We start from the raw sequence: 17,518 nt of genomic DNA, 5'->3' as shown, positions 1-17,518 counted from the left end.
GATCGCGCGGTAGTGGCCGCGGCACGCACCGCCGCGTACCGGCGCGACCCGCGCTCCGTCACCCAGCGCGCCGCCCACGCCGAAACCGAACGCCACGTCAGCCTCCGCCCGGCTCCGGACACCATGTGCTATCTGACCGCGATATTGCCGGTCAGCCAGGGCGTCGCCGTGCACGCGGCCCTCACCCGGCACGCCGACGCCGCCCGCGCCGGCGGGGACACCCGGAGCCGGGACCAACTGAAGGCCGACACCCTGGTCGAACGCATCACCGGGAAAGCCGGCGGGATCAGCGGCATCGAAATCCAGCTGATCATGACCGACCGCACCCTCTTCCAGGCCGACAGCGAGCCTGCCCGCCTCCCCGGCTACGGCACCGTCCCCGCCGGGTGGACCAGAAGTTTGCTCAAAGACTTCGGTGGCGCAGCCCCTGACACCAGCGCCGACGGCGGGAGCGGCGACAGCACTTCCGGGCCCAAGGCCGGCAGCACGGATGCCAGTTCGGCGGACGAACGCGCATTCACGACCTGGCTCCGCCGGCTCTACACTGCTCCCGGCTCCGGCGAACTCGTGGCCATGGACTCCCGCGCCAGGCTCTTCCCCGCAGGGCTCCGCCGGTTCATCCAGGCCCGGGACGACACCTGCAGGACCCCCTACTGCGACGCCCCGATCCGCCACTTGGACCACATCGTCCCCTGGCACGACGGTGGAACCACCAGCCTCAGCAACGGCGCCGGACTCTGCGAAGCCTGCAACCACACCAAAGAAAGCCCCGGCTGGAGCGCCCAGCCCCGCCCCGGCCCCCGCCACACCCTCCAATTGACTACGCCGACCGGCCACAGCTACGACTCCACCGCACCGCCGCTGCCCGGAACCAGCGTCACCGCGCGGAGACAACCGCGCTCCGAAGACGACAAGATCACCGCGGACCCGCCAAAGCCGCCCCTCCAGAGCAGAGAGCTCCGGCACCGCGCCAAACTCCGGCACCGGGCCAAACTGGGGCACCGGGCGAATGTAATGGTGGGCGCCTGCCCGGCTGCGCAGTCAGCCGCCTAGCTGAATCAGCCGCCCTGCGCGGGGCTGGTTGCCTGGTCTGCCTGGGACGCGTCGCCCTCAGGAGCAGCGCCGGTCACGACGTCGTTTGATGGATTGTTGGACCATTCCGAGAACGAACCCGGGTACAGGGCCGCGGTGAAGCCCGCGATCTCTAGCGCCGCGATCTCGTGGGCCGCGGTCACCCCTGAGCCGCAGTACACGGCGGTCGGCAGCCCCGCCTGCACGCCAAGGCCGGTGAAGCGTTCGCGAAGCGTGGCTGCCGGGAGGAATCGGCCGTCCGCCGCCAGGTTCCCGGTGGTGGGTGCACTCACGGCGCCGGGAATGTGTCCGGCGCGGGGGTCCACGGGTTCTATCTCGCCGCGGTACCGCTCCCCGGCACGGGCATCCAGCAAGAGGCCCCTGCCGGACCATGCGGCTGCCTCAGCCGCGCCGATCACCGGCATGGCACCGTCGGAGAGCACGACGTCGCCCGCCTCCACGCGGGGTTCGCCGCTTTCGACGTCGAGTCCCTCCGCGCGCCAGGCGGCCAGGCCGCCGTCGAGCAAGCAGACCGTGGGGAAGCCTGCGTTGCGCAGCATCCACCAGAGTCTGGCCGCAGCAAGATTGCCGGTGTCGTCGTAGGCCACCACCACGTCGCCGTCCCGGACACCCCAACCGCGCGCGGACTGCTGGAACTGCTCCAGCGGCGGCAAGGGATGGCGTCCCCGGCTGGGATCGGCCGGGCCGGCGAGCTCGGTTGCGAGGTCCACAAACACCGCGCCGGGCAGGTGCGCCTCCAGGTAATGCGCCCGGCCGTGCGGGTCGCCCAGCGCCCACCGGACGTCCAGCAGCACGGTCCGCGCGCCGGAGTCCATCCGCTCCTTGAGTTGGGCCACAGTCATCAGGGTCTCCATCCGCCCACTCTAACGCTGGACCGGCACCGCCGCGGGTAGGCTGGTGCGGTGACAAGAGTGCGCCAGCAGGACCGGATTTGGGCTGACGAAGCCATCCGCCGGATCAATGCCGAGAACAACAGATCAGCCGACACCCACCTTTATTCGGTGCCCCTGCCGGAGCACTGGGGTGTCCAGCTGTATCTCAAAGACGAATCCACCCACCGCACCGGAAGCCTCAAGCACCGGCTGGCCCGTTCGCTGTTCCTGTTCGGGCTGGTCAATGGCTGGATCCGCGAAGGGACCACCATCGTGGAAGCCTCCAGCGGCAGCACGGCCGTCTCAGAGGCCTATTTTGCGCAATTGCTGGGGCTGCCGTTCATTGCCGTAATGACCCGGACCACTAGCCGCGAGAAGATCGCTCTGATCGAACAGTTTGGCGGCTCGTGCCACTTGGTGGACCACGCCTCCGAGGTCTACGCGGCGGCCGAGGACCTGGCCCGCAGCACCGGCGGCCATTACATGGACCAGTTCACCTACGCCGAGCGCGCCACCGACTGGCGGGGCAACAACAACATCGCCGAGTCAATCTTTGGCCAGCTGGCGCTCGAGGAGCACCCGGTCCCCCGCTGGATCGTCGTGGGCGCCGGCACCGGCGGGACAAGCGCCACGATCGGCCGCTACCTGCGCTACCAGCGGCATGACACCGGACTCGCCGTCGTCGACCCGGAGAATTCGGCGTTCTTCCCCGGCTGGGTGGCCAGCCGCGACGGCGGCGCTACGGCTGGTGCGACCGGCTTGCCGTCCCGGATCGAGGGCATCGGCCGGCCCCGGCTGGAGCCGAGCTTCGTGCCGGCCGTGATCGACCACATGATCCAGGTGCCGGATGCCGCCTCGGTGGCGGCCATGCGGCACCTGCGCGATTACGCCGGGCTGCACGCCGGCCCGTCCACCGGCACGAACCTCTGGGGCGTCTGGCAGCTGATCGCCGAGATGGTCGCCGAGGGGCGCCGCGGCAGCGTGGTGTCATTGATGTGCGACGCCGGCGACCGCTACTCCGGCAACTACTACAGCTCGGAGTGGCTGCAGTCCCAGGGCCTGGATCCGGCACCACACGAGGCCACGCTCCGCGAGTTCTTTGCCAGCGGGGCCTGGCCTGTGTGACCAGTAGCGGAAACTAGACCTCCACCGATTCGCCGCTGGAAAGGTGCCGGTATTCGGTGCCGTACCTGGCGCCGATCCGCGTGACATGCCCCTCCACCAGGCCGCGTCCCGTGTCGTTCAGCAGGGCGTCGTGGATCGGGAACGCCCGCGGCGCACGCACGCCGATCACGAAGTCCACCACTTCACCCACTTTGTTCCACGGGGCGTGGATCGGCACCAGCAGGGTCTGCACGTCGATGCCGTCCGGGATCGCAAAGGAATCCCCCGGGTGGTAGACGTTGGAGTCCACCAGATAGCCGACGTTGGCGACCACCGGGATCTGCGGATGGATGAGGGCGTGCTGGCCGCCGAAGCTCCGGATGGCAAAACCGGCCGCGTCGAAGCTGCTGCCCGCTGCCACCGTGTTGATCCGTTCCGCCGCCCCGGGCGCCTTGCCTCGCAACTGGGACGCCACGCCGTCGGGAGCAAAGAGCTGCAGCTCCTTGTTCGCCAGCAGGGCATCGGTGACTGCGTCGACGTCGACGTGATCCGCGTGCTCATGGGTGATCAGGACGGCGTCCGCACCGGCGAGGGCCTGCTCAGCCTCGGAGAAGGTACCCGGGTCCAGCACCAGCACGCGGCCTTCCTTTTCGAGACGGACGCAGGCGTGGGTGAATTTCGTCAGCTTCATCCGGCCAGCCTATGGTGCCCTGCGAAGCGGTGTCCACGTGGCCCGGCTGGTAATCTGGGAACCTGCCACTACCCGCAGCATGACCCCCAGCGAAGCGAGTTCCCCCCATGTCCCACGGCGCCACCACCGGCGGCAGCCAGGCGCCGGCCGAGGCCGCCGTCGCCGGCCCGAAGGATCAGCCAGCTGGCAAGGAACCGGGTAAGGAACAACGCGTCACGAAGCAGCGGCTGGCCGTCAGCGCCGCCCTGGACGAGCTGGCCGACTTCGTCAGCACCCAGGAACTGCACCGCATCCTGCAGGAGCGGGGCACCTCGGTTTCGCTCGCCACCTCCTACCGGATCCTGCAGTCCCTCGCCGACGACGGCCTGGTGGACGTGCTGCGGAACGCCGACGGCGAGGTGGTCTACCGACGTTGCGCCGTCACCGGGCACCACCACCACCTGCTGTGCCGCAATTGCGGCAAGGCCGTCGAGGTCGAAGCACCCGCCGTCGAGGCCTGGGCCGCGCGGATCGCGAGCGAGCACGGCTTCACCGCCGTCGAACACACCGTGGAAATCTTCGGGCTGTGCCCCGACTGCGCGGCCCTGCAGGCCGGACGCTAGAGAACCCCGGCTGGTCCTGTCGGTCCTATAAGACCGGTTACGAGCACATCTAGGAGACCGGCCCTTAGGATCAGGTCCATGAACGAGCTGGATAGCGAGCGGGCCCGGATCCTGTCGGAGTTGGCGGAACGGGTGTGGGCGGAGTACCGGCTGAAAACGGAGGACGAGGACCGGACAGCGGCCGAGCGGTCGGCCGAGCGGTCGGCCGCTGTCTCCGAGGAAACACTCTTGGCCCGCGGATTGACCAAGGAACACCGCCGCGAAGCCGCCCTGTTTTCAGCGTGGCTACGGGAGACGGAGCGCAGCCATCGAAGGGCCCAGATAGCGGACGGGCTCAAGTGTTTCGGCACGTTCACAACGGAAACCCTTACTGCCTTCGACCGGGACCTGCGGTCCGACGGACCATTTGCCGTGGCGATGGAGATCAGCCTGCACGACGGCACCCCGCACCCAAGCCGCTGGCATAGGCATGGGAAGACCGAAAGCCTTGTGCGCAGCATCCAATCCAAGTTCTCGGGTGAGCGCTTTATCCGGGACTTCCTCACGTTTCAGCCCTACAACTTCGAAATTGTCCTGGACGCCTACGCGGCACTCGGACTCACCGCGCCCGTCGGCCTCACGGATTTTGCCGCGCAGGAGTATTCCCTGCACGCGGTCGAGGAAGTCCTGCTCATCGGAGAGGCTCTCCGGCGGGTCCAGCGCCGCCGGCAGCGGGGTCTGGTGATCGGCACCGGGTACAGCGCAGGGGACGAGATGCATGAGCGATGCAAGCATCTCCAGCACCTCACGCCTCACTTCGCCCGCTGGATCCTCACTAAATCGCCGTCGGATGAAACACTCGTCCAGAAGCTCTTCGTAGGACGCGGACACGTCTTTGGACTCACCCTTGAAGGACTGTCAGCCGACGAATTCCTCCGGGTTCTCCACCACTACCGCGGACGCCGAAAATGCTAGTCAGCCCAGCGGCGCGGACATCCTGAGTTCCAGCAGCGGCGGGGCGAAGCGTGAAATTGCGTCCCGCACCTCAGTTCTGCTTGAACCGGACCTGGCCGAGCTCACTGGTAAGCACGAGCTCTGCGGAATCCAGCTGGTAGACCAGCGGCGCCTTGAAAAAGGCACTTGTCCAGGCCCGGTGTTCCGTATCCGGGCCGGCGCAGCCGTCGGCCGACTCCGCCATGCGGGCCGTGTCGGGAACCAGCCCGAAATTGTCCACTGAAACAGGGACGTTCAGTACGCCGCACGGCATCCGGACCACCATGGTAACCCCGTCCATCCGGTCAAAGCTCACGTGCAGCGGCGACGATGTCAGCCATTGCATGTTGTGGCCGCGGGCGTAGCCCGACGTCGAGGTGAACGTCCGGCAGGTCAGTGCGTCGGTGCCAGTACCGGAGCCAGTTCCGGCTGTGCTGGCGGGGCATGCCGCGCGCGGGCCGGCCGGCTGCGTCGGCTCCGTCGGCTGGCTTGAAGCGCCCGTAGTCGGAGCGGCCCCTTCGGACAGGATCTTGGGATCGGCGCCGGGGCCGACGGGCTTCGCTCCGACGCTTGCACCGCCGCTCGGGCCGCCCGTTGACTCCCCCATCACCAGGACCCAGCGGTCATCGCTCCACGAGATCGCGAAGCGGACGGCGGAGGCGTGTCCGTTCCGCGAGGCGGTGACGTTGGCTACCTCCGGGAAATCGTTGCTGATCCCGAGCTGCCAAGAGCCCGGAGTCCAGCCCCGGGCGGAGTCGACCAGCTGTTGGGCTTCGGGCCGGGTGTTGCTGAAGACCGGGTCGACCAGAGCTTCGACGCTTTCTACGGAGCCGGACACAGCTGCGGACATGACACTCCGGGCGAAGTCCTCCCGGCCGGACAGGTCCGGCTGCCGCGGCTCCGCAAGGCATCCGGAAGCCGCCGTCGAGAGCAGCAGCATGAGCACCACTAGGCGCAGAAACGGCCGCAGCGTTCTTCTCTGTTTATCCCCCATGCCTGCACTGTACTTCCGGCCGCTGCCCGAAGCGACCATCCGGACGAACGGCACGGCGGGGAAGGAACGGGTCCCTGGACCTATCCCTGCGCCGGCGCCGGCGGGACGATCCGGCCGTTGTAGCCGCGCCGCTCCCGGATGCCGCCGATCACCCGGCACACCACGTAGATCAGAAAGGACAGCGTGGTCACGTAGGGGCTGATCGGGAGCCGGCCGCCGAGCGCCAGCAGGATCCCGCCCACGGTTGCCGTCACCGCGAAGACCACGCTGAGGAGCACCACCAGCCGCGGCGACGAGGTCACTCGCAGGGCCGCGGCGGCCGGAGTGATCAGCAGCGCCAGCACCAGCAGCGCGCCGACGATCTGGATGGACAGGGCCACGCTCACGCCCAGCAGCAGCATGAAGCCCAGCGCCAGCCCGCGCACCGGGACACCCCGCGCCGCGGCCACCCGGGGGTCCACGCTCGCGAAGGTCAGCGGCCGCCAGATGGCGATCAGCGCCAGCATAACGACGACGGCGGCAACCGCCAGGACCTGCAGCTGCACGGTGCCGACGGACACAATCTGGCCGGTGAGCAGGCCGAACTTGTTCGCGGCCCGGCCCTCGTAGAGCGAGAGGAAGAGAATGCCCAGACCCAGGCCGAACGGCATGAGCACCCCGATGGTCGAGTTCTTGTCCCTGGCCCGGACCCCCATCAGGCCCAGCAGCAGCGCCGCCACCACCGATCCGGCGAGCGAGCCGAGCACCACGTCGGCGCCGACCAGCAGGGCGAAGGCCGCGCCGGCGAAGGAGAGTTCGGAGATGCCGTGCACCGCGAAGGCGAGGTCACGCTTCATCACGAAGGTGCCCACCAGGCCGCCGAGCAGGCCCAGCACCGCGCCGGCCCAGATGGAGTTCTGCACCAGCACCAGCAGTTCGCCGTAGTTCTCGAAGTTGAAGATCGCATGGAGCACGCTGTCCAGATCCATCTAGCCCACCTCCCCTGCGATCGAGTGGGCGTCCTCGTGGTGGTGCGTCGTCGCGTCCGGCAGGCCCACCACGATCAGCCGGCCGTTGGCGCGGATCACTTCCACATGGCTGCCGTACAGATCCGACAGGACCTCCGTGGTCATGACTTCCTCGGGCGTGCCCACCCGGAAACGGCCGCCGGCCAGGTAGAGCACGCGGTCCACGTAATCCATGATCGGGTTGATCTCGTGGGTCACAAAGATCACCGCGCTGTCCTGCTCGTGGCACTGTTTGTTGATCAGCGCGCTGACCGCCTGCTGGTGGTGCAGGTCCAGCGAGAGCAGCGGTTCATCGCACAGCAGCACCTTGGGCTCCGTGGCGAGGGCCTGGGCCACCCGCAGCCGCTGCTGCTCACCGCCGGAGAGCTTTCCGACCGGGACCTTGGCGTAGTCCTGCGCACCCACCTCGGCGAGCAGCCCGTCGATCCTGCGGTTCACGCTGGCCCCGCCGAGGCGGATCCCCCAGCGGTGACCGTCGACGCCGAGGCCCACCAGGTCCCTGGCGCGCAGCGGGGTGTCCGGGTCGAACGATTCCTGCTGCGGGACGTAGCCGATCCGCCGGCTGCCCCGGGTGATGGGCTGGCCGTCCAGGACGGCGGTCCCGGAGCTCAGTTCCTGCAGGCCGAGCAGGACCTTGAGGAGGGTGGTCTTGCCGCTGCCGTTGGGTCCCAACACGGCGAAGAATTCACCGGGGTGGATGTCCAGGTCCAGGTCCTTCCATAAGGTCCGGTTGCCGAACGTGAGGGAGGCTCCGCGCAGGCTCACTACGGGTGTCAACTGGGTTTTCCTCGATTTCTGCTTAGGCCAGGTGCCCACGCCGTTGCGATTATCTTAGGCCGGGCTAGCCCCGGACGAGGGCCTTGGCCAGGTTGTCCACGTTGCCGGTCATCCACTGCAGGTACGCCTGACCCTCCGGCAGGGTCTCACTGAAGTCCACGACGGGAACGCCGGCGGCGACGGCGGCGTCCTTGAGCGCGCGGGTCTGTGGCCCTTCCGTCTGCGGGTTGTAGGCCAGCAGACGGATCCCGCCGGACTTCACGACGTCGATGGCGGAGCGGAGCACGGCGGGTGGAACATCCGAGCCGGCTTCGATGGCGGCGCTGTATTCGGCCGGCGTCCGGTTCTGCAGGCCCGCAGCTTCCAACAGGTAGAGCGGCACGGGTTCCGTGACGGCGACGCCGCCGTGGGCCGCCGAGGCCTTGAGTCCCGACAGCCGGGTTTCCAGTCCGCCGAGCTCCTTCTTCAGCGCCGTGGCGTTGTTCCGGAAGTCCCCGGCCGAAGAAGGCTCGAGGGCGCCCAGCTTCTCCGCCAGCGCGTCCGCCAGCCGGCTCATCGCGGCGGGGCTGTACCAGACGTGTTCGTTGAACGTGACTGGGCTCCCGGAGGCCAGCCCGGAGACCTTGACGGCGTTGAGCAGGTTCTTCCCGTCCAACCCGGTATCCCCGGCCAGCTTGTCCAGGAAATCGTCGTAGCCGCCGCCGTTCTCCACCACCAGTTCGGCCTTGGAGATGGCCAGCTTGTCCTGCGTGGTGGCCTCGTAGGAGTGCGGATCCTGGCTGGTCCGGCTGATGATCGAGGTGACCCGCACCTTGTCGCCGCCGACGCTGCGGACGATGTCGCCGTACACGCTGGTCGAGGCCACCACCTCAACGACGCCGTCGCCCGCGCCGGGCCGGTCGCCGGCCGACGTCGGGCCGCAGGCCGTCAGCAGAAGGCTGCTGAGGCCGGCAAGGAGAAGAGCGGCGGCAGAACGGCGCACGGAAATACCTCGGATCTGTTATTGAGAAGCATTAGCAACACAACGAGTCTAACCCTAAATGGGAATCATTCCTATTTAGGGTCAGACTCGTGTTGCCCGTCTCCGCTAGTCCTGTCCGAGCCTGCGGTAGCCGGTTGCCTGCGTGGCGTCCCGGATCTCCCCGACCAGCTGCTCAATCACGTCTTCCAGGAACAGCACGCCCTGGGTGTGCCCGTCCGGACCAATCACACGGGCAAGGTGTGAACCGGTGCGCTGCATGACGGACATCGCCTTTTCGATCTCGTCTTCCATGGCCAGGTTGGCCAGCGAGCGGATGCGGCTTTCCGCGATCGGGTGCTGGTAGCCGGCCTCCGGGATCGACAGCACGTCCTTGATGTGGAGGTAGCCCGAGAGCATGCCCTCGTCGTCGAGCATCGGGAAGCGGGAGAAACCGGTGCGGCTGACGGCCTTCTCGAACTCCTCCGGCGTCGTGGCGGCCTTGAGCATCACGAGTTTGTCCAACGGAACCATGACCTGGGACGCAGTATGTTCGGAGAACTCCAGCGCACCCGTGATCAGTCCCGCGTCGTCGTCCACCAGGCCGTGCCGGGTGGACTCCTGCACGATGGACTGGACTTCCTCAAGCGTGAAGGAGGAGGTCACCTCGTCCTTCGGCTCGATCCGCATCAGCTTCAGGATGTGGTTCGCGGACCAGTTGAGGGCCACGATCGCCGGCTTGACCGCCCGGGCAATGAACATCAGCGGCGGGGCCAGCAGCAGGGCCGCCTTGTCCGCCACCGAGACGGAGATGTTCTTCGGCACCATCTCGCCGAAAGTCACGTGCAGGAAGGTGACCGCCAGCAGCGCGATGGCGAACGCCACGACGTCGGCCATCTCCATCGGGACCCCGAGCGCCTCCAGCGGAACGGCCATGAGGTGGTGGATGGCCGGCTCGGCCACCTGCAGGATCAGCAGCGAGCAGACCGTGATCCCGAGCTGGGCGCAGGCCAGCATGAGCGAGACGTTTTCCATGGCCCGCAGCGTGGTCTGGGCCCGCTTGGACCCGGACTCGGCGAGGGGCTCGATTTGGCTGCGGCGGGCGGACATGACGGCGAATTCCGCCGCGACGAAGAACGCGTTGCCCAACAGCAGTATCGCGAGCCAGAGTATTCCCAGCCAGTCGCTCATGCGGCACCGGCCTTTCCGGCAGCGTCAATGCGCCCGTTGTTGCCGCCGTGCGGCTCGTGCTCCGGCGGTGCGGGCTTGAAGCAGATGCGGTCGATCCGGCGTCCGTCCATACGGGTGACGCTCAGCTTTCCGCCGCCGACGTCGACAATATCGCCCACGGCCGCGATGCGTCCGAGCTGGCTCATAACGTAACCGCCGACCGTCTCGTAGGCCGCCTCATCCGGGACGGTGAGGCCCGGAATCTGTTCCGAGAGTTCGTCCGGGCGCAACAGGCCCGGGAAGTACCAGTCCCCCGAGGCGCTCTGCAGCAGCCCGGGGCGGACCTTGTCATGTTCGTCGGCCACTTCCCCGACAATTTCTTCCACGAGGTCTTCCAGGGTGGCGATCCCGGCGGTTCCGCCGTACTCGTCCAGCACCACGGCGAGCTGCAAATTGCCTTCGCGCAGTTCGGCGAGCAGTCCGTCCAGGTGGATGGTTTCGGGCACGCGGAGCACCTCGGTCATGATCGCTCCGGCTTCGAGGTTGGCGCGCCGGTCCACCGGAACGGCGATTGCCTTCTTGACATGCACCACGCCGCGGATGTCGTCCGAGGACTCGCCGATCACGGGAAAGCGTGAGTAACCGGTGCGCTTGGCGGCCTCCACAATGTCCGAGACCGGCTGGTGGCCGTCAATGGTCTCCACCCGGATCCGGGGCGTCATCACGTCCGCGGCCGTCCGTCCGGAGAACTTCAGGGTGCGGGAGATGAAGTTGGCGGTCCGTTCGTCCAGGGTTCCCATCGCGGCCGAGCGGCGCACCAGCGAGGCGAGCTCGGCCGGGGTGCGGGCGCCCGAGATTTCCTCCTTGGCCTCGAGGCCGAAGACATTCAGGACCTTGTTGGAGAAGCCGTTGAGCACGACGATGGCCGGCTTGAAGATCGCGGTGAAGACCAGCTGCGGCCGGGCGAGGGCCTTGCCGACCGGGAACGAGAGTGCGATCGCCATGTTCTTCGGGACCAGTTCGCCGATCAGCATCGACAGCAGGGTCGCCAGAGCCATCGCGAGGACCAGCGAAACCGACGTCGCCGCGGCCTCCGGGAGTCCGAGGGCGCCCAGCGGGCCCTCGAGCAGCTTGCCCACCGAGGGTTCCATCACGTAGCCGGTGAGCAGCGTGGTCAGGGTGATGCCGAGCTGGCAGCTGGAGAGCTGCGTGGACAGGGATTTCAGGCACTTCAGCAGCGGGGCGGCGGCGGCGTCGCCGTTGTCCACGGCGCGCTGCACGGTGGCCTGGTCGAGAGCGACCAGTGAGAATTCAACGGCGACGAAGAAGCCGGTGCCGAGGATGAGGAGCAGTCCAGCTCCGAGCAGTAGCCACTCCATTTAGCGGCCCGCTTCGGAGTGCCGGAGAGCCGGCCAGGGTAGACGTCCCGGCGGAGGATGGTCAGCCGCGGCCGACCCTGTTTCCTGGAACGCGCTGCGTCCGGACAGCGTCCGCTTTCGTGCAGCGGAAGAGTGATGGGCGCGTGAACGGGGTTTGCCGGCTCTGCGGGTGGACTGGGCGGGAACGGATTCCGTTCCGCGCTGACAGCCCCCAGGCCGGCACCTAGATTTACTGTCCATAAGAATTTCAGTCTACAGGAGCGGCTGCCGCCGGCCGCCGTCGTGACGCCCGACGGCGGCCGTTGCCGCGGCGGCTCCGGTCACCAGCTTTGCGGCACCGGGCGGCCTTCCTCATATCCCGCCGCCGACTGGATGCCGGCCACGGCCCGCTCCCGGAACGCCGCGAGATCGGCGGCCCCGGCGTAGCTCATCGAACTGCGCAGCCCCGCGGTGATCATGTCGAGCAGGTCCTCCACGCCCGGGCGGGCGGAGTCCAGGTACATCCGTGAGGTGGAAATGCCTTCCTCGAACAAGGCTTTACGGTCCTTTTCAAAGGCGCCCTCGCGCTGGTTGCGGTTCTGCACCGCCCGCGCCGAGGCCATCCCGAAGCTCTCCTTGAACTGGCGGCCGTTGGCGTCCAGTTGCAGATCCCCCGGGCTCTCGTGCGTCCCGGCGAACCAGGAGCCGATCATGACCTGGCTCGCGCCGGCCGCGAGGGCCAGCGCCACGTCGCGGGGGTAACGGACCCCGCCGTCGGCCCAGACCCTGCCGCCGGCATCGCGCGCAGCGGCCGAGCACTCCAGCACGGCGGAGAACTGCGGACGGCCGACCGCCGTCATCATCCGGGTGGTGCACATGGCGCCCGGCCCTACGCCGACCTTGACGATGTCCGCACCGGCCTGGATCAGCTCGCGGGTGGCGTCCGCGGTGACCACGTTGCCGGCCACGACCGGCACTCCGGGGTCCAGGCTCCGGACCGCCGCCAGGGCGTCGAACATCTTCTGCTGGTGGCCGTGGGCGGTGTCCAGCACCAGCACGTTAACTCCGGCGGCGAGCAATTCGGACGCCCGGCCGGCGACGTCGCCGTTGATGCCGACGGCGGCGGCCACCTTGAGCGCACCGCCGTCGTCGAGGGAGGGCCGGTACAAGGTGGAGCGCAGAGCGCCCTTGCGGGTCAGGACGCCGGCCAGCACACCGTCCTGCTGGACGGGCGCGAAGTCGGTACCGGCGGCGTCCATGGCGTCGAAGGCGCGGCGCAGGGACAGCGCCATGGCGCCGGAATCAGTTGCGCCGTCGGCGTCGAACTCCGCGGCGTCCAGCACGAGCGGCTGGTGGCGCATCACGGAGGCAAGGGAAGCGAAACGGTCCTGGCCCTCGAAGTCGGCGGCCCGGACGACGCCGGCGACGGCGCCGTCGTCGTCCACGACCACCACCGCGCCGTGCGGACGCTTGCCCATCAGGTGCAGGGCATCGATCACGGTGTTCGAGGCGCGCAGGCTGACCGGCGTCTCAAAGACCGCGTGCCGGGCCTTGACCCAGGCCGTGACGCTCCGAAGCACGTCCAGCGGCACGTCCTGCGGCAGGACCGCCAGGCCACCGCGGCGTGCCATCGTCTCGGCCATCCGCTTCCCGGTCACGGCGGTCATGTTCGCGACCACCAGCGGGATGGTGGAACCGGTCCCGTCGTCCGCCGAGAGGTCCACGTCCAGCCGCGAGGTGACGTCGGAGCGGGACGGCACCAGGAAGATGTCCGAATAGGTTAGGTCGGTGGTCGGCTCACTCAAAAAACGCACGGCTGCTCCTTCGTAGAGGGTCTCGGTTGTGATTCTAGAGGCACTCGGGCGGCGGGGCGGTTCCGGCCCGGGGGCGGTCCCCCGGGCCGGATCGGACGGCGTTGCGGCTCGTGGATGATTTGAGTCACCCTTATTGGCGGTTTGGCCGGAATCGTCACTAGACTGGCAAAGGTCTGGGTTCACTGGACGCGGAGAACTGGTTCGATTGACGTGCTGCGGCACCGTGGAAACCAGCGGGAATCAAACTCATGGAAGAGGCGTATTTCAAGTGCCAGAGCAGCCTAGCCACCGTCTACCCGAGGAATTTGGCGGAAACGAGTGGCTCGTTGACGAACTGTACGAGCGGTACCAGCAGGACAAGAACACGGTAGACGCCAAGTGGTGGCCGCTCTTCGAGTCCTTCGATGCCAGCGACGGTTCCTCGACCAACGGCGCCTCGGCAACGGCCGCCGCGCACCCTTCCACCCGTGAGCTTCCGGTCGTAGCGCCGCCCGCTGCTGCGTCTGCTCCCGCAGCCCCGGCGCCGGCAGCCCCTGCTGCCCCGGCCGCCACCCCGGCTCCCGCCGCTGCGCCCGCTCCCGCCGCAGCCCAGAAGGCACCGGCCACCGTCGCCCGCGACGGTTCGAAGACCGCCGAGCCCGGCGCCGGCACCCCCATCCCGGCCCAGCTGCCCAAGAACGTCAAGGCCCCCACCGCGCCAGAAGAAGACGTCGTCTCCGTGCTGCGCGGCCCGGCGAAAGCCATTGCCGCCAACATGGTCACCAGCCTGGAGGTCCCCACCGCGACGAGCGTCCGGGCCATCCCCGCCAAGCTGCTGATCGACAACCGCGTGGTCATCAACTCCAACCTCGCCCGCGCCCGCGGCGGCAAGGTCTCCTTCACGCACCTGATCGGCTACGCCGTCATCCGGGCGCTGGCCCAGTTCCCCTCGATGAACGTCTACTACGACGTCGTCGACGGCAAGCCCGTGGCCGTGCAGCCCGCGCACGTGAACTTCGGCATCGCCATCGACATGCCCAAGCCCGACGGCACCCGGCTGCTCATGGTCCCGAACATCAAGAAGGCTGAGACCCTCAACTTCTCCGAGTTCTGGCACACCTACGAGGACCTGATCAAGCGCGCCCGCAACGGCAAACTGACCGCGGACGACCACTCGGGCACCACGGTCTCGCTGACCAACCCCGGCGGCATCGGCACCGTGCACTCGGTCCCCCGCCTCTCCAAGGGCCAGGCGGCCATCATCGGCGTCGGCGCCCTTGACTACCCGGCCGAGTTCCAGGGCGCCAGCGAGAAGATCATCGCGCAGAACGCCATCAGCAAGGTCCTCACGCTGACCTCCACCTATGACCACCGCGTCATCCAGGGTGCCGGCAGCGGCGAGTTCCTCAAGCTCGTGCACCAGCTCCTGCTCGGCGCGCAGAACTTCTACGACGAGATCTTCGAGTCCCTGCGCATCCCGTACGAGCCCGTGCGCTGGAGCCCGGACCTACAGGTGGACCCGGCGGACCAGATCAACAAGGTCGCCCGGATCCAGCAGCTCATCCACTCCTACCGCGTCCGCGGCCACCTCATGGCGGACACCGATCCGCTCGAGTACGTGCAGCGCAAGCACCCGGACCTCGACGTCCTGACCTACGGCCTGACCCTGTGGGACCTGGACCGCGAATGGCCCACCGGCGGCTTCGGCGGCAAGCCGATGCTGAAGTTCCGCGACATCCTCGGTGTGCTTCGCGATGCGTACTGCCGCACCACAGGTATCGAGTACATGCACATCCAGGATCCGGAAGAGCGCAAGTGGTTCCAGGACCAGCTGGAGCACCCCTACTCCAAGCCGAGCCGTGACGAACAGCTCCGGATCGTCTCCAAGCTCAACGCGGCGGAGGCTTTCGAGACCTTCCTGCAGACCAAGTTCGTCGGCCAGAAGCGCTTCTCGCTCGAGGGCGGCGAGTCGCTGATCCCTCTGCTGGACGCCATCATCTCCGACGCTGCCGACGACGAACTCGACGAAGTAGCCATCGGCATGGCCCACCGCGGCCGCCTCAACGTACTCACCAACATCGCCGGCAAGACCTACGCCCAAGTCTTCCGCGAATTTGAGGGCACCCAGGATCCGCGCTCCGTGCAGGGCTCCGGCGACGTGAAGTACCACCTCGGCACCGAGGGCACCTTCACCTCGGACAACGGCAAGGAGACCAAGGTCTACCTCGCCGCCAACCCCTCGCACCTCGAGGCCGTGGACTCCGTCCTCGAAGGCATCGTCCGCGCCAAGCAGGACCGCCTGGACCAGGGCGAGGCCTTCCCCGTGCTGCCGATCATGGTTCACGGTGATGCGGCCTTTGCCGGCCAGGGCGTTGTGGCGGAAACCCTCAACCTCTCGCAGCTGCGCGGCTACCGCACCGGCGGCACCATCCACGTGGTGGTCAACAACCAGGTCGGCTTCACCACGGCGCCGTCCTCCTCGCGTTCCTCCACCTACTCCACGGACGTCGCCAAGATGATCCAGGCACCGGTGTTCCACGTGAACGGCGACGACCCGGAGGCAGTGGTCCGCATCGGCCAACTCGCCTACGAGTTCCGCCAGCGGTTCCACAAGGACGTTGTCATCGACATGGTCTGCTACCGCCGGCGCGGCCACAACGAGGGCGACGACCCCTCGATGACGCAGCCGCTGATGTACAACCTGATCGAGGCCAAGCGTTCGGTCCGCAAGCTCTACACCGAGTCGCTGATCGGCCGCGGCGACATCACCGAGGAAGAAGCCGAGCAGCTGCTCCGCGACTACCAGGAACGCCTCGAGCGCGTCTTCGCCGAGACCCACGCCGCGCAGACCTCCCCGATCCCGATCATCACCGCAGATTCCGCGGCGGTGTCCGATCTGGAACGGCCCTCCGCCCAGCAGTCCGACTCGGGCATCAGCGCCCCGGAATCCACCGCGATCTCCACCGAGACGCTGGCCCGGATCGGCAAGGCGCACGTCGAATTCCCCGAGGGCTTCACGGTCCACGCCAAGCTCAAGCAGCTGCTCGAGAAGCGTGAGCAGATGTCCCGCGAAGGCGGCATCGACTGGGGCTTCGGCGAACTCGCGGCCTTCGGCTCGCTCAGCATGGAGGGCGTCCCGGTCCGGCTTGCCGGCCAGGACTCGCGCCGCGGCACCTTTGTGCAGCGCCACGCCGTCTTCCACGACCGCGCCAACGGCGACGAGTGGATGCCGCTGGCCCACCTCTCCGACGACCAGGCCAAGCTGTGGATCTATGACTCGCTTTTGTCCGAATACGCGGCCATGGGCTTCGAATACGGCTACTCCGTCGAGCGCCCGGACGCGCTGGTGCTCTGGGAGGCGCAGTTCGGTGACTTCGTCAACGGCGCGCAGACCATCATCGACGAGTTCATCTCCTCGGCCGAGCAGAAGTGGGGCCAGCGCTCCTCGCTGGTGCTCATGCTGCCGCACGGCTACGAGGGCCAGGGCCCGGACCACTCCTCGGCACGGATCGAGCGTTTCCTGCAGCTCTGCGCGGAGGAGAACATGATCGTGGCCAACCCCACGACGCCGGCCTCGCACTTCCACCTGCTCCGCCGCCAGGCGTACAGCAGGCCGCGCAAGCCGCTGATCATTTTCACCCCGAAGCAGCTCCTGCGCCTCAAGGCCGCCGCGTCCTCGGTGGAAGACTTCACCACGGGCACCTTCCGCCCGGTCATCCCCGAGCACGAGCAGCTGCAGGCGGACGCCGTCGAACGCGTCCTGCTGGTCTCCGGCCGCCTGTACTACGACCTGCTGTCCACCCGGCAGAAGACCGGCGACACGACGACGGCGATCATCCGGGTCGAGCAGCTCTACCCGCTGCCCGCCGCGGAAATCGCCGCCGAGCTGGCCAAGTACCCGAACGCCGAAGTTGTCTGGGCCCAGGACGAGCCCGCCAACCAGGGACCGTGGCCGTTCATCGGCCTGAACCTGCCGGATGCGTTGGACCGGCGCGTGCGCCTCGTCTCCCGGCCGGCCTCGGCTTCGACCGCGGCAGGTTCGATGAAGCGCCACGCAGCCGAGCAGGATTCCCTGCTCAAGCAGGCATTCGCACGTAAGTAAGACCAGGCTGCCCGGCCGGAGGTGGA

General features: G+C 68.0%; 14 protein-coding genes. 5 read left to right on the top strand and 9 right to left on the bottom strand.

What is annotated here, in order from left to right:
• A partial coding sequence (locus HNO80_RS05980; RefSeq protein ID WP_175321908.1) for an HNH endonuclease occupies positions 1–1,053 on the top strand: 1,053 nt, incomplete at its 5' end.
• Positions 1,054–1,058: 5 nt separating this feature from the next.
• Here HNO80_RS05980 and HNO80_RS05975 read toward each other — a convergent pair.
• A complete protein-coding gene (locus HNO80_RS05975) occupies positions 1,059–1,946 on the bottom strand; it encodes a sulfurtransferase (protein ID WP_175321907.1) in 888 nt (295 codons plus the stop codon).
• Positions 1,947–1,994: 48 nt separating this feature from the next.
• Between HNO80_RS05975 and cds1 the strand changes: the two genes are divergently transcribed.
• On the top strand, positions 1,995–3,089 hold the full coding sequence (gene cds1 / locus HNO80_RS05970; RefSeq protein WP_175321906.1) for an L-cysteine desulfhydrase Cds1: 1,095 nt from the start codon (positions 1,995–1,997) through the stop codon (positions 3,087–3,089).
• Positions 3,090–3,102: 13 nt separating this feature from the next.
• On the opposite strand, the gene HNO80_RS05965 is transcribed toward cds1, so the two are convergent.
• Positions 3,103–3,759: an MBL fold metallo-hydrolase gene (locus tag HNO80_RS05965; RefSeq protein WP_175321905.1), complete on the bottom strand. Its 657-nt coding sequence runs from the start codon at positions 3,757–3,759 to the stop codon at positions 3,103–3,105.
• A 107-nt stretch (positions 3,760–3,866) separates the two neighbouring features.
• On the opposite strand from HNO80_RS05965, the gene HNO80_RS05960 reads away from it, so the two are divergent.
• Positions 3,867–4,361, top strand: coding sequence for a Fur family transcriptional regulator (locus HNO80_RS05960; protein ID WP_175321904.1), 495 nt, complete (start codon positions 3,867–3,869; stop codon positions 4,359–4,361).
• Positions 4,362–4,439: 78 nt separating this feature from the next.
• Positions 4,440–5,315: a hypothetical protein gene (locus tag HNO80_RS05955; protein WP_175321903.1), complete on the top strand. Its 876-nt coding sequence runs from the start codon at positions 4,440–4,442 to the stop codon at positions 5,313–5,315.
• Positions 5,316–5,385: 70 nt separating this feature from the next.
• On the opposite strand, the gene HNO80_RS05950 is transcribed toward HNO80_RS05955, so the two are convergent.
• The 7 genes from HNO80_RS05950 to HNO80_RS05920 all read right to left on the bottom strand — a co-directional run bounded on the left by HNO80_RS05950 (position 5,386) and on the right by HNO80_RS05920 (position 13,411).
• Entirely contained in the window at positions 5,386–6,327 is a 942-nt protein-coding gene (locus tag HNO80_RS05950; protein WP_175321902.1) for a hypothetical protein, read from the bottom strand.
• An 80-nt stretch (positions 6,328–6,407) separates the two neighbouring features.
• On the bottom strand, positions 6,408–7,295 hold the full coding sequence (locus tag HNO80_RS05945) for a metal ABC transporter permease (protein WP_175321901.1): 888 nt from the start codon (positions 7,293–7,295) through the stop codon (positions 6,408–6,410).
• Entirely contained in the window at positions 7,296–8,111 is an 816-nt protein-coding gene (locus HNO80_RS05940) for a metal ABC transporter ATP-binding protein (protein WP_175321900.1), read from the bottom strand. It abuts the gene before it with no gap.
• Positions 8,112–8,175: 64 nt separating this feature from the next.
• The gene (locus HNO80_RS05935) at positions 8,176–9,093 is read right to left on the bottom strand and encodes a metal ABC transporter solute-binding protein, Zn/Mn family (protein ID WP_175321899.1); all 918 of its coding nucleotides are present in this window, start codon (positions 9,091–9,093) and stop codon (positions 8,176–8,178) included.
• A 105-nt stretch (positions 9,094–9,198) separates the two neighbouring features.
• Positions 9,199–10,260 carry a hemolysin family protein gene (locus HNO80_RS05930; RefSeq protein WP_175321898.1) on the bottom strand — a complete coding sequence of 354 codons (1,062 nt, stop codon included), beginning with the start codon at positions 10,258–10,260 and terminating at the stop codon, positions 9,199–9,201.
• The gene (locus HNO80_RS05925; protein ID WP_175321897.1) at positions 10,257–11,618 is read right to left on the bottom strand and encodes a hemolysin family protein; all 1,362 of its coding nucleotides are present in this window, start codon (positions 11,616–11,618) and stop codon (positions 10,257–10,259) included. The genes HNO80_RS05930 and HNO80_RS05925 overlap by 4 nt, the downstream gene beginning before the upstream one ends.
• A gap of 320 nt (positions 11,619–11,938) precedes the next feature.
• Positions 11,939–13,411 carry a GuaB1 family IMP dehydrogenase-related protein gene (locus HNO80_RS05920; protein ID WP_175321896.1) on the bottom strand — a complete coding sequence of 491 codons (1,473 nt, stop codon included), beginning with the start codon at positions 13,409–13,411 and terminating at the stop codon, positions 11,939–11,941.
• A 268-nt stretch (positions 13,412–13,679) separates the two neighbouring features.
• On the opposite strand from HNO80_RS05920, the gene HNO80_RS05915 reads away from it, so the two are divergent.
• Positions 13,680–17,492, top strand: a complete 3,813-nt coding sequence (locus tag HNO80_RS05915; protein WP_175321895.1) for a multifunctional oxoglutarate decarboxylase/oxoglutarate dehydrogenase thiamine pyrophosphate-binding subunit/dihydrolipoyllysine-residue succinyltransferase subunit — start codon at positions 13,680–13,682, stop codon at positions 17,490–17,492.
• Positions 17,493–17,518 lie beyond the last annotated feature (26 nt).

The sequence above is a fragment of the Arthrobacter sp. C9C5 genome, assembly GCF_013359735.1.
In the GTDB taxonomy this organism is placed as follows: domain Bacteria; phylum Actinomycetota; class Actinomycetes; order Actinomycetales; family Micrococcaceae; genus Arthrobacter.
The sequence above is the reverse complement of the archived record's forward strand: the minus strand, read 5'-3'. Positions and strand labels throughout refer to the sequence as shown.

Bases quoted from the DNA above. Each gene is read 5' to 3' on its own strand.
- HNO80_RS05975 (WP_175321907.1), bottom strand. From the start codon at position 1,946: ATGGAGACCCTGATGACTGTGGCCCAACTCAAGGAGCGGATGGACTCC.
- HNO80_RS05965 (WP_175321905.1), bottom strand. From the start codon at position 3,759: ATGAAGCTGACGAAATTCACCCACGCCTGCGTCCGTCTCGAAAAGGAA.
- HNO80_RS05960 (WP_175321904.1), top strand. From the start codon at position 3,867: ATGTCCCACGGCGCCACCACCGGCGGCAGCCAGGCGCCGGCCGAGGCC.
- HNO80_RS05955 (WP_175321903.1), top strand. From the start codon at position 4,440: ATGAACGAGCTGGATAGCGAGCGGGCCCGGATCCTGTCGGAGTTGGCG.
- HNO80_RS05950 (WP_175321902.1), bottom strand. From the start codon at position 6,327: ATGGGGGATAAACAGAGAAGAACGCTGCGGCCGTTTCTGCGCCTAGTG.
- HNO80_RS05945 (WP_175321901.1), bottom strand. From the start codon at position 7,295: ATGGATCTGGACAGCGTGCTCCATGCGATCTTCAACTTCGAGAACTAC.
- HNO80_RS05930 (WP_175321898.1), bottom strand. From the start codon at position 10,260: ATGAGCGACTGGCTGGGAATACTCTGGCTCGCGATACTGCTGTTGGGC.
- HNO80_RS05925 (WP_175321897.1), bottom strand. From the start codon at position 11,618: ATGGAGTGGCTACTGCTCGGAGCTGGACTGCTCCTCATCCTCGGCACC.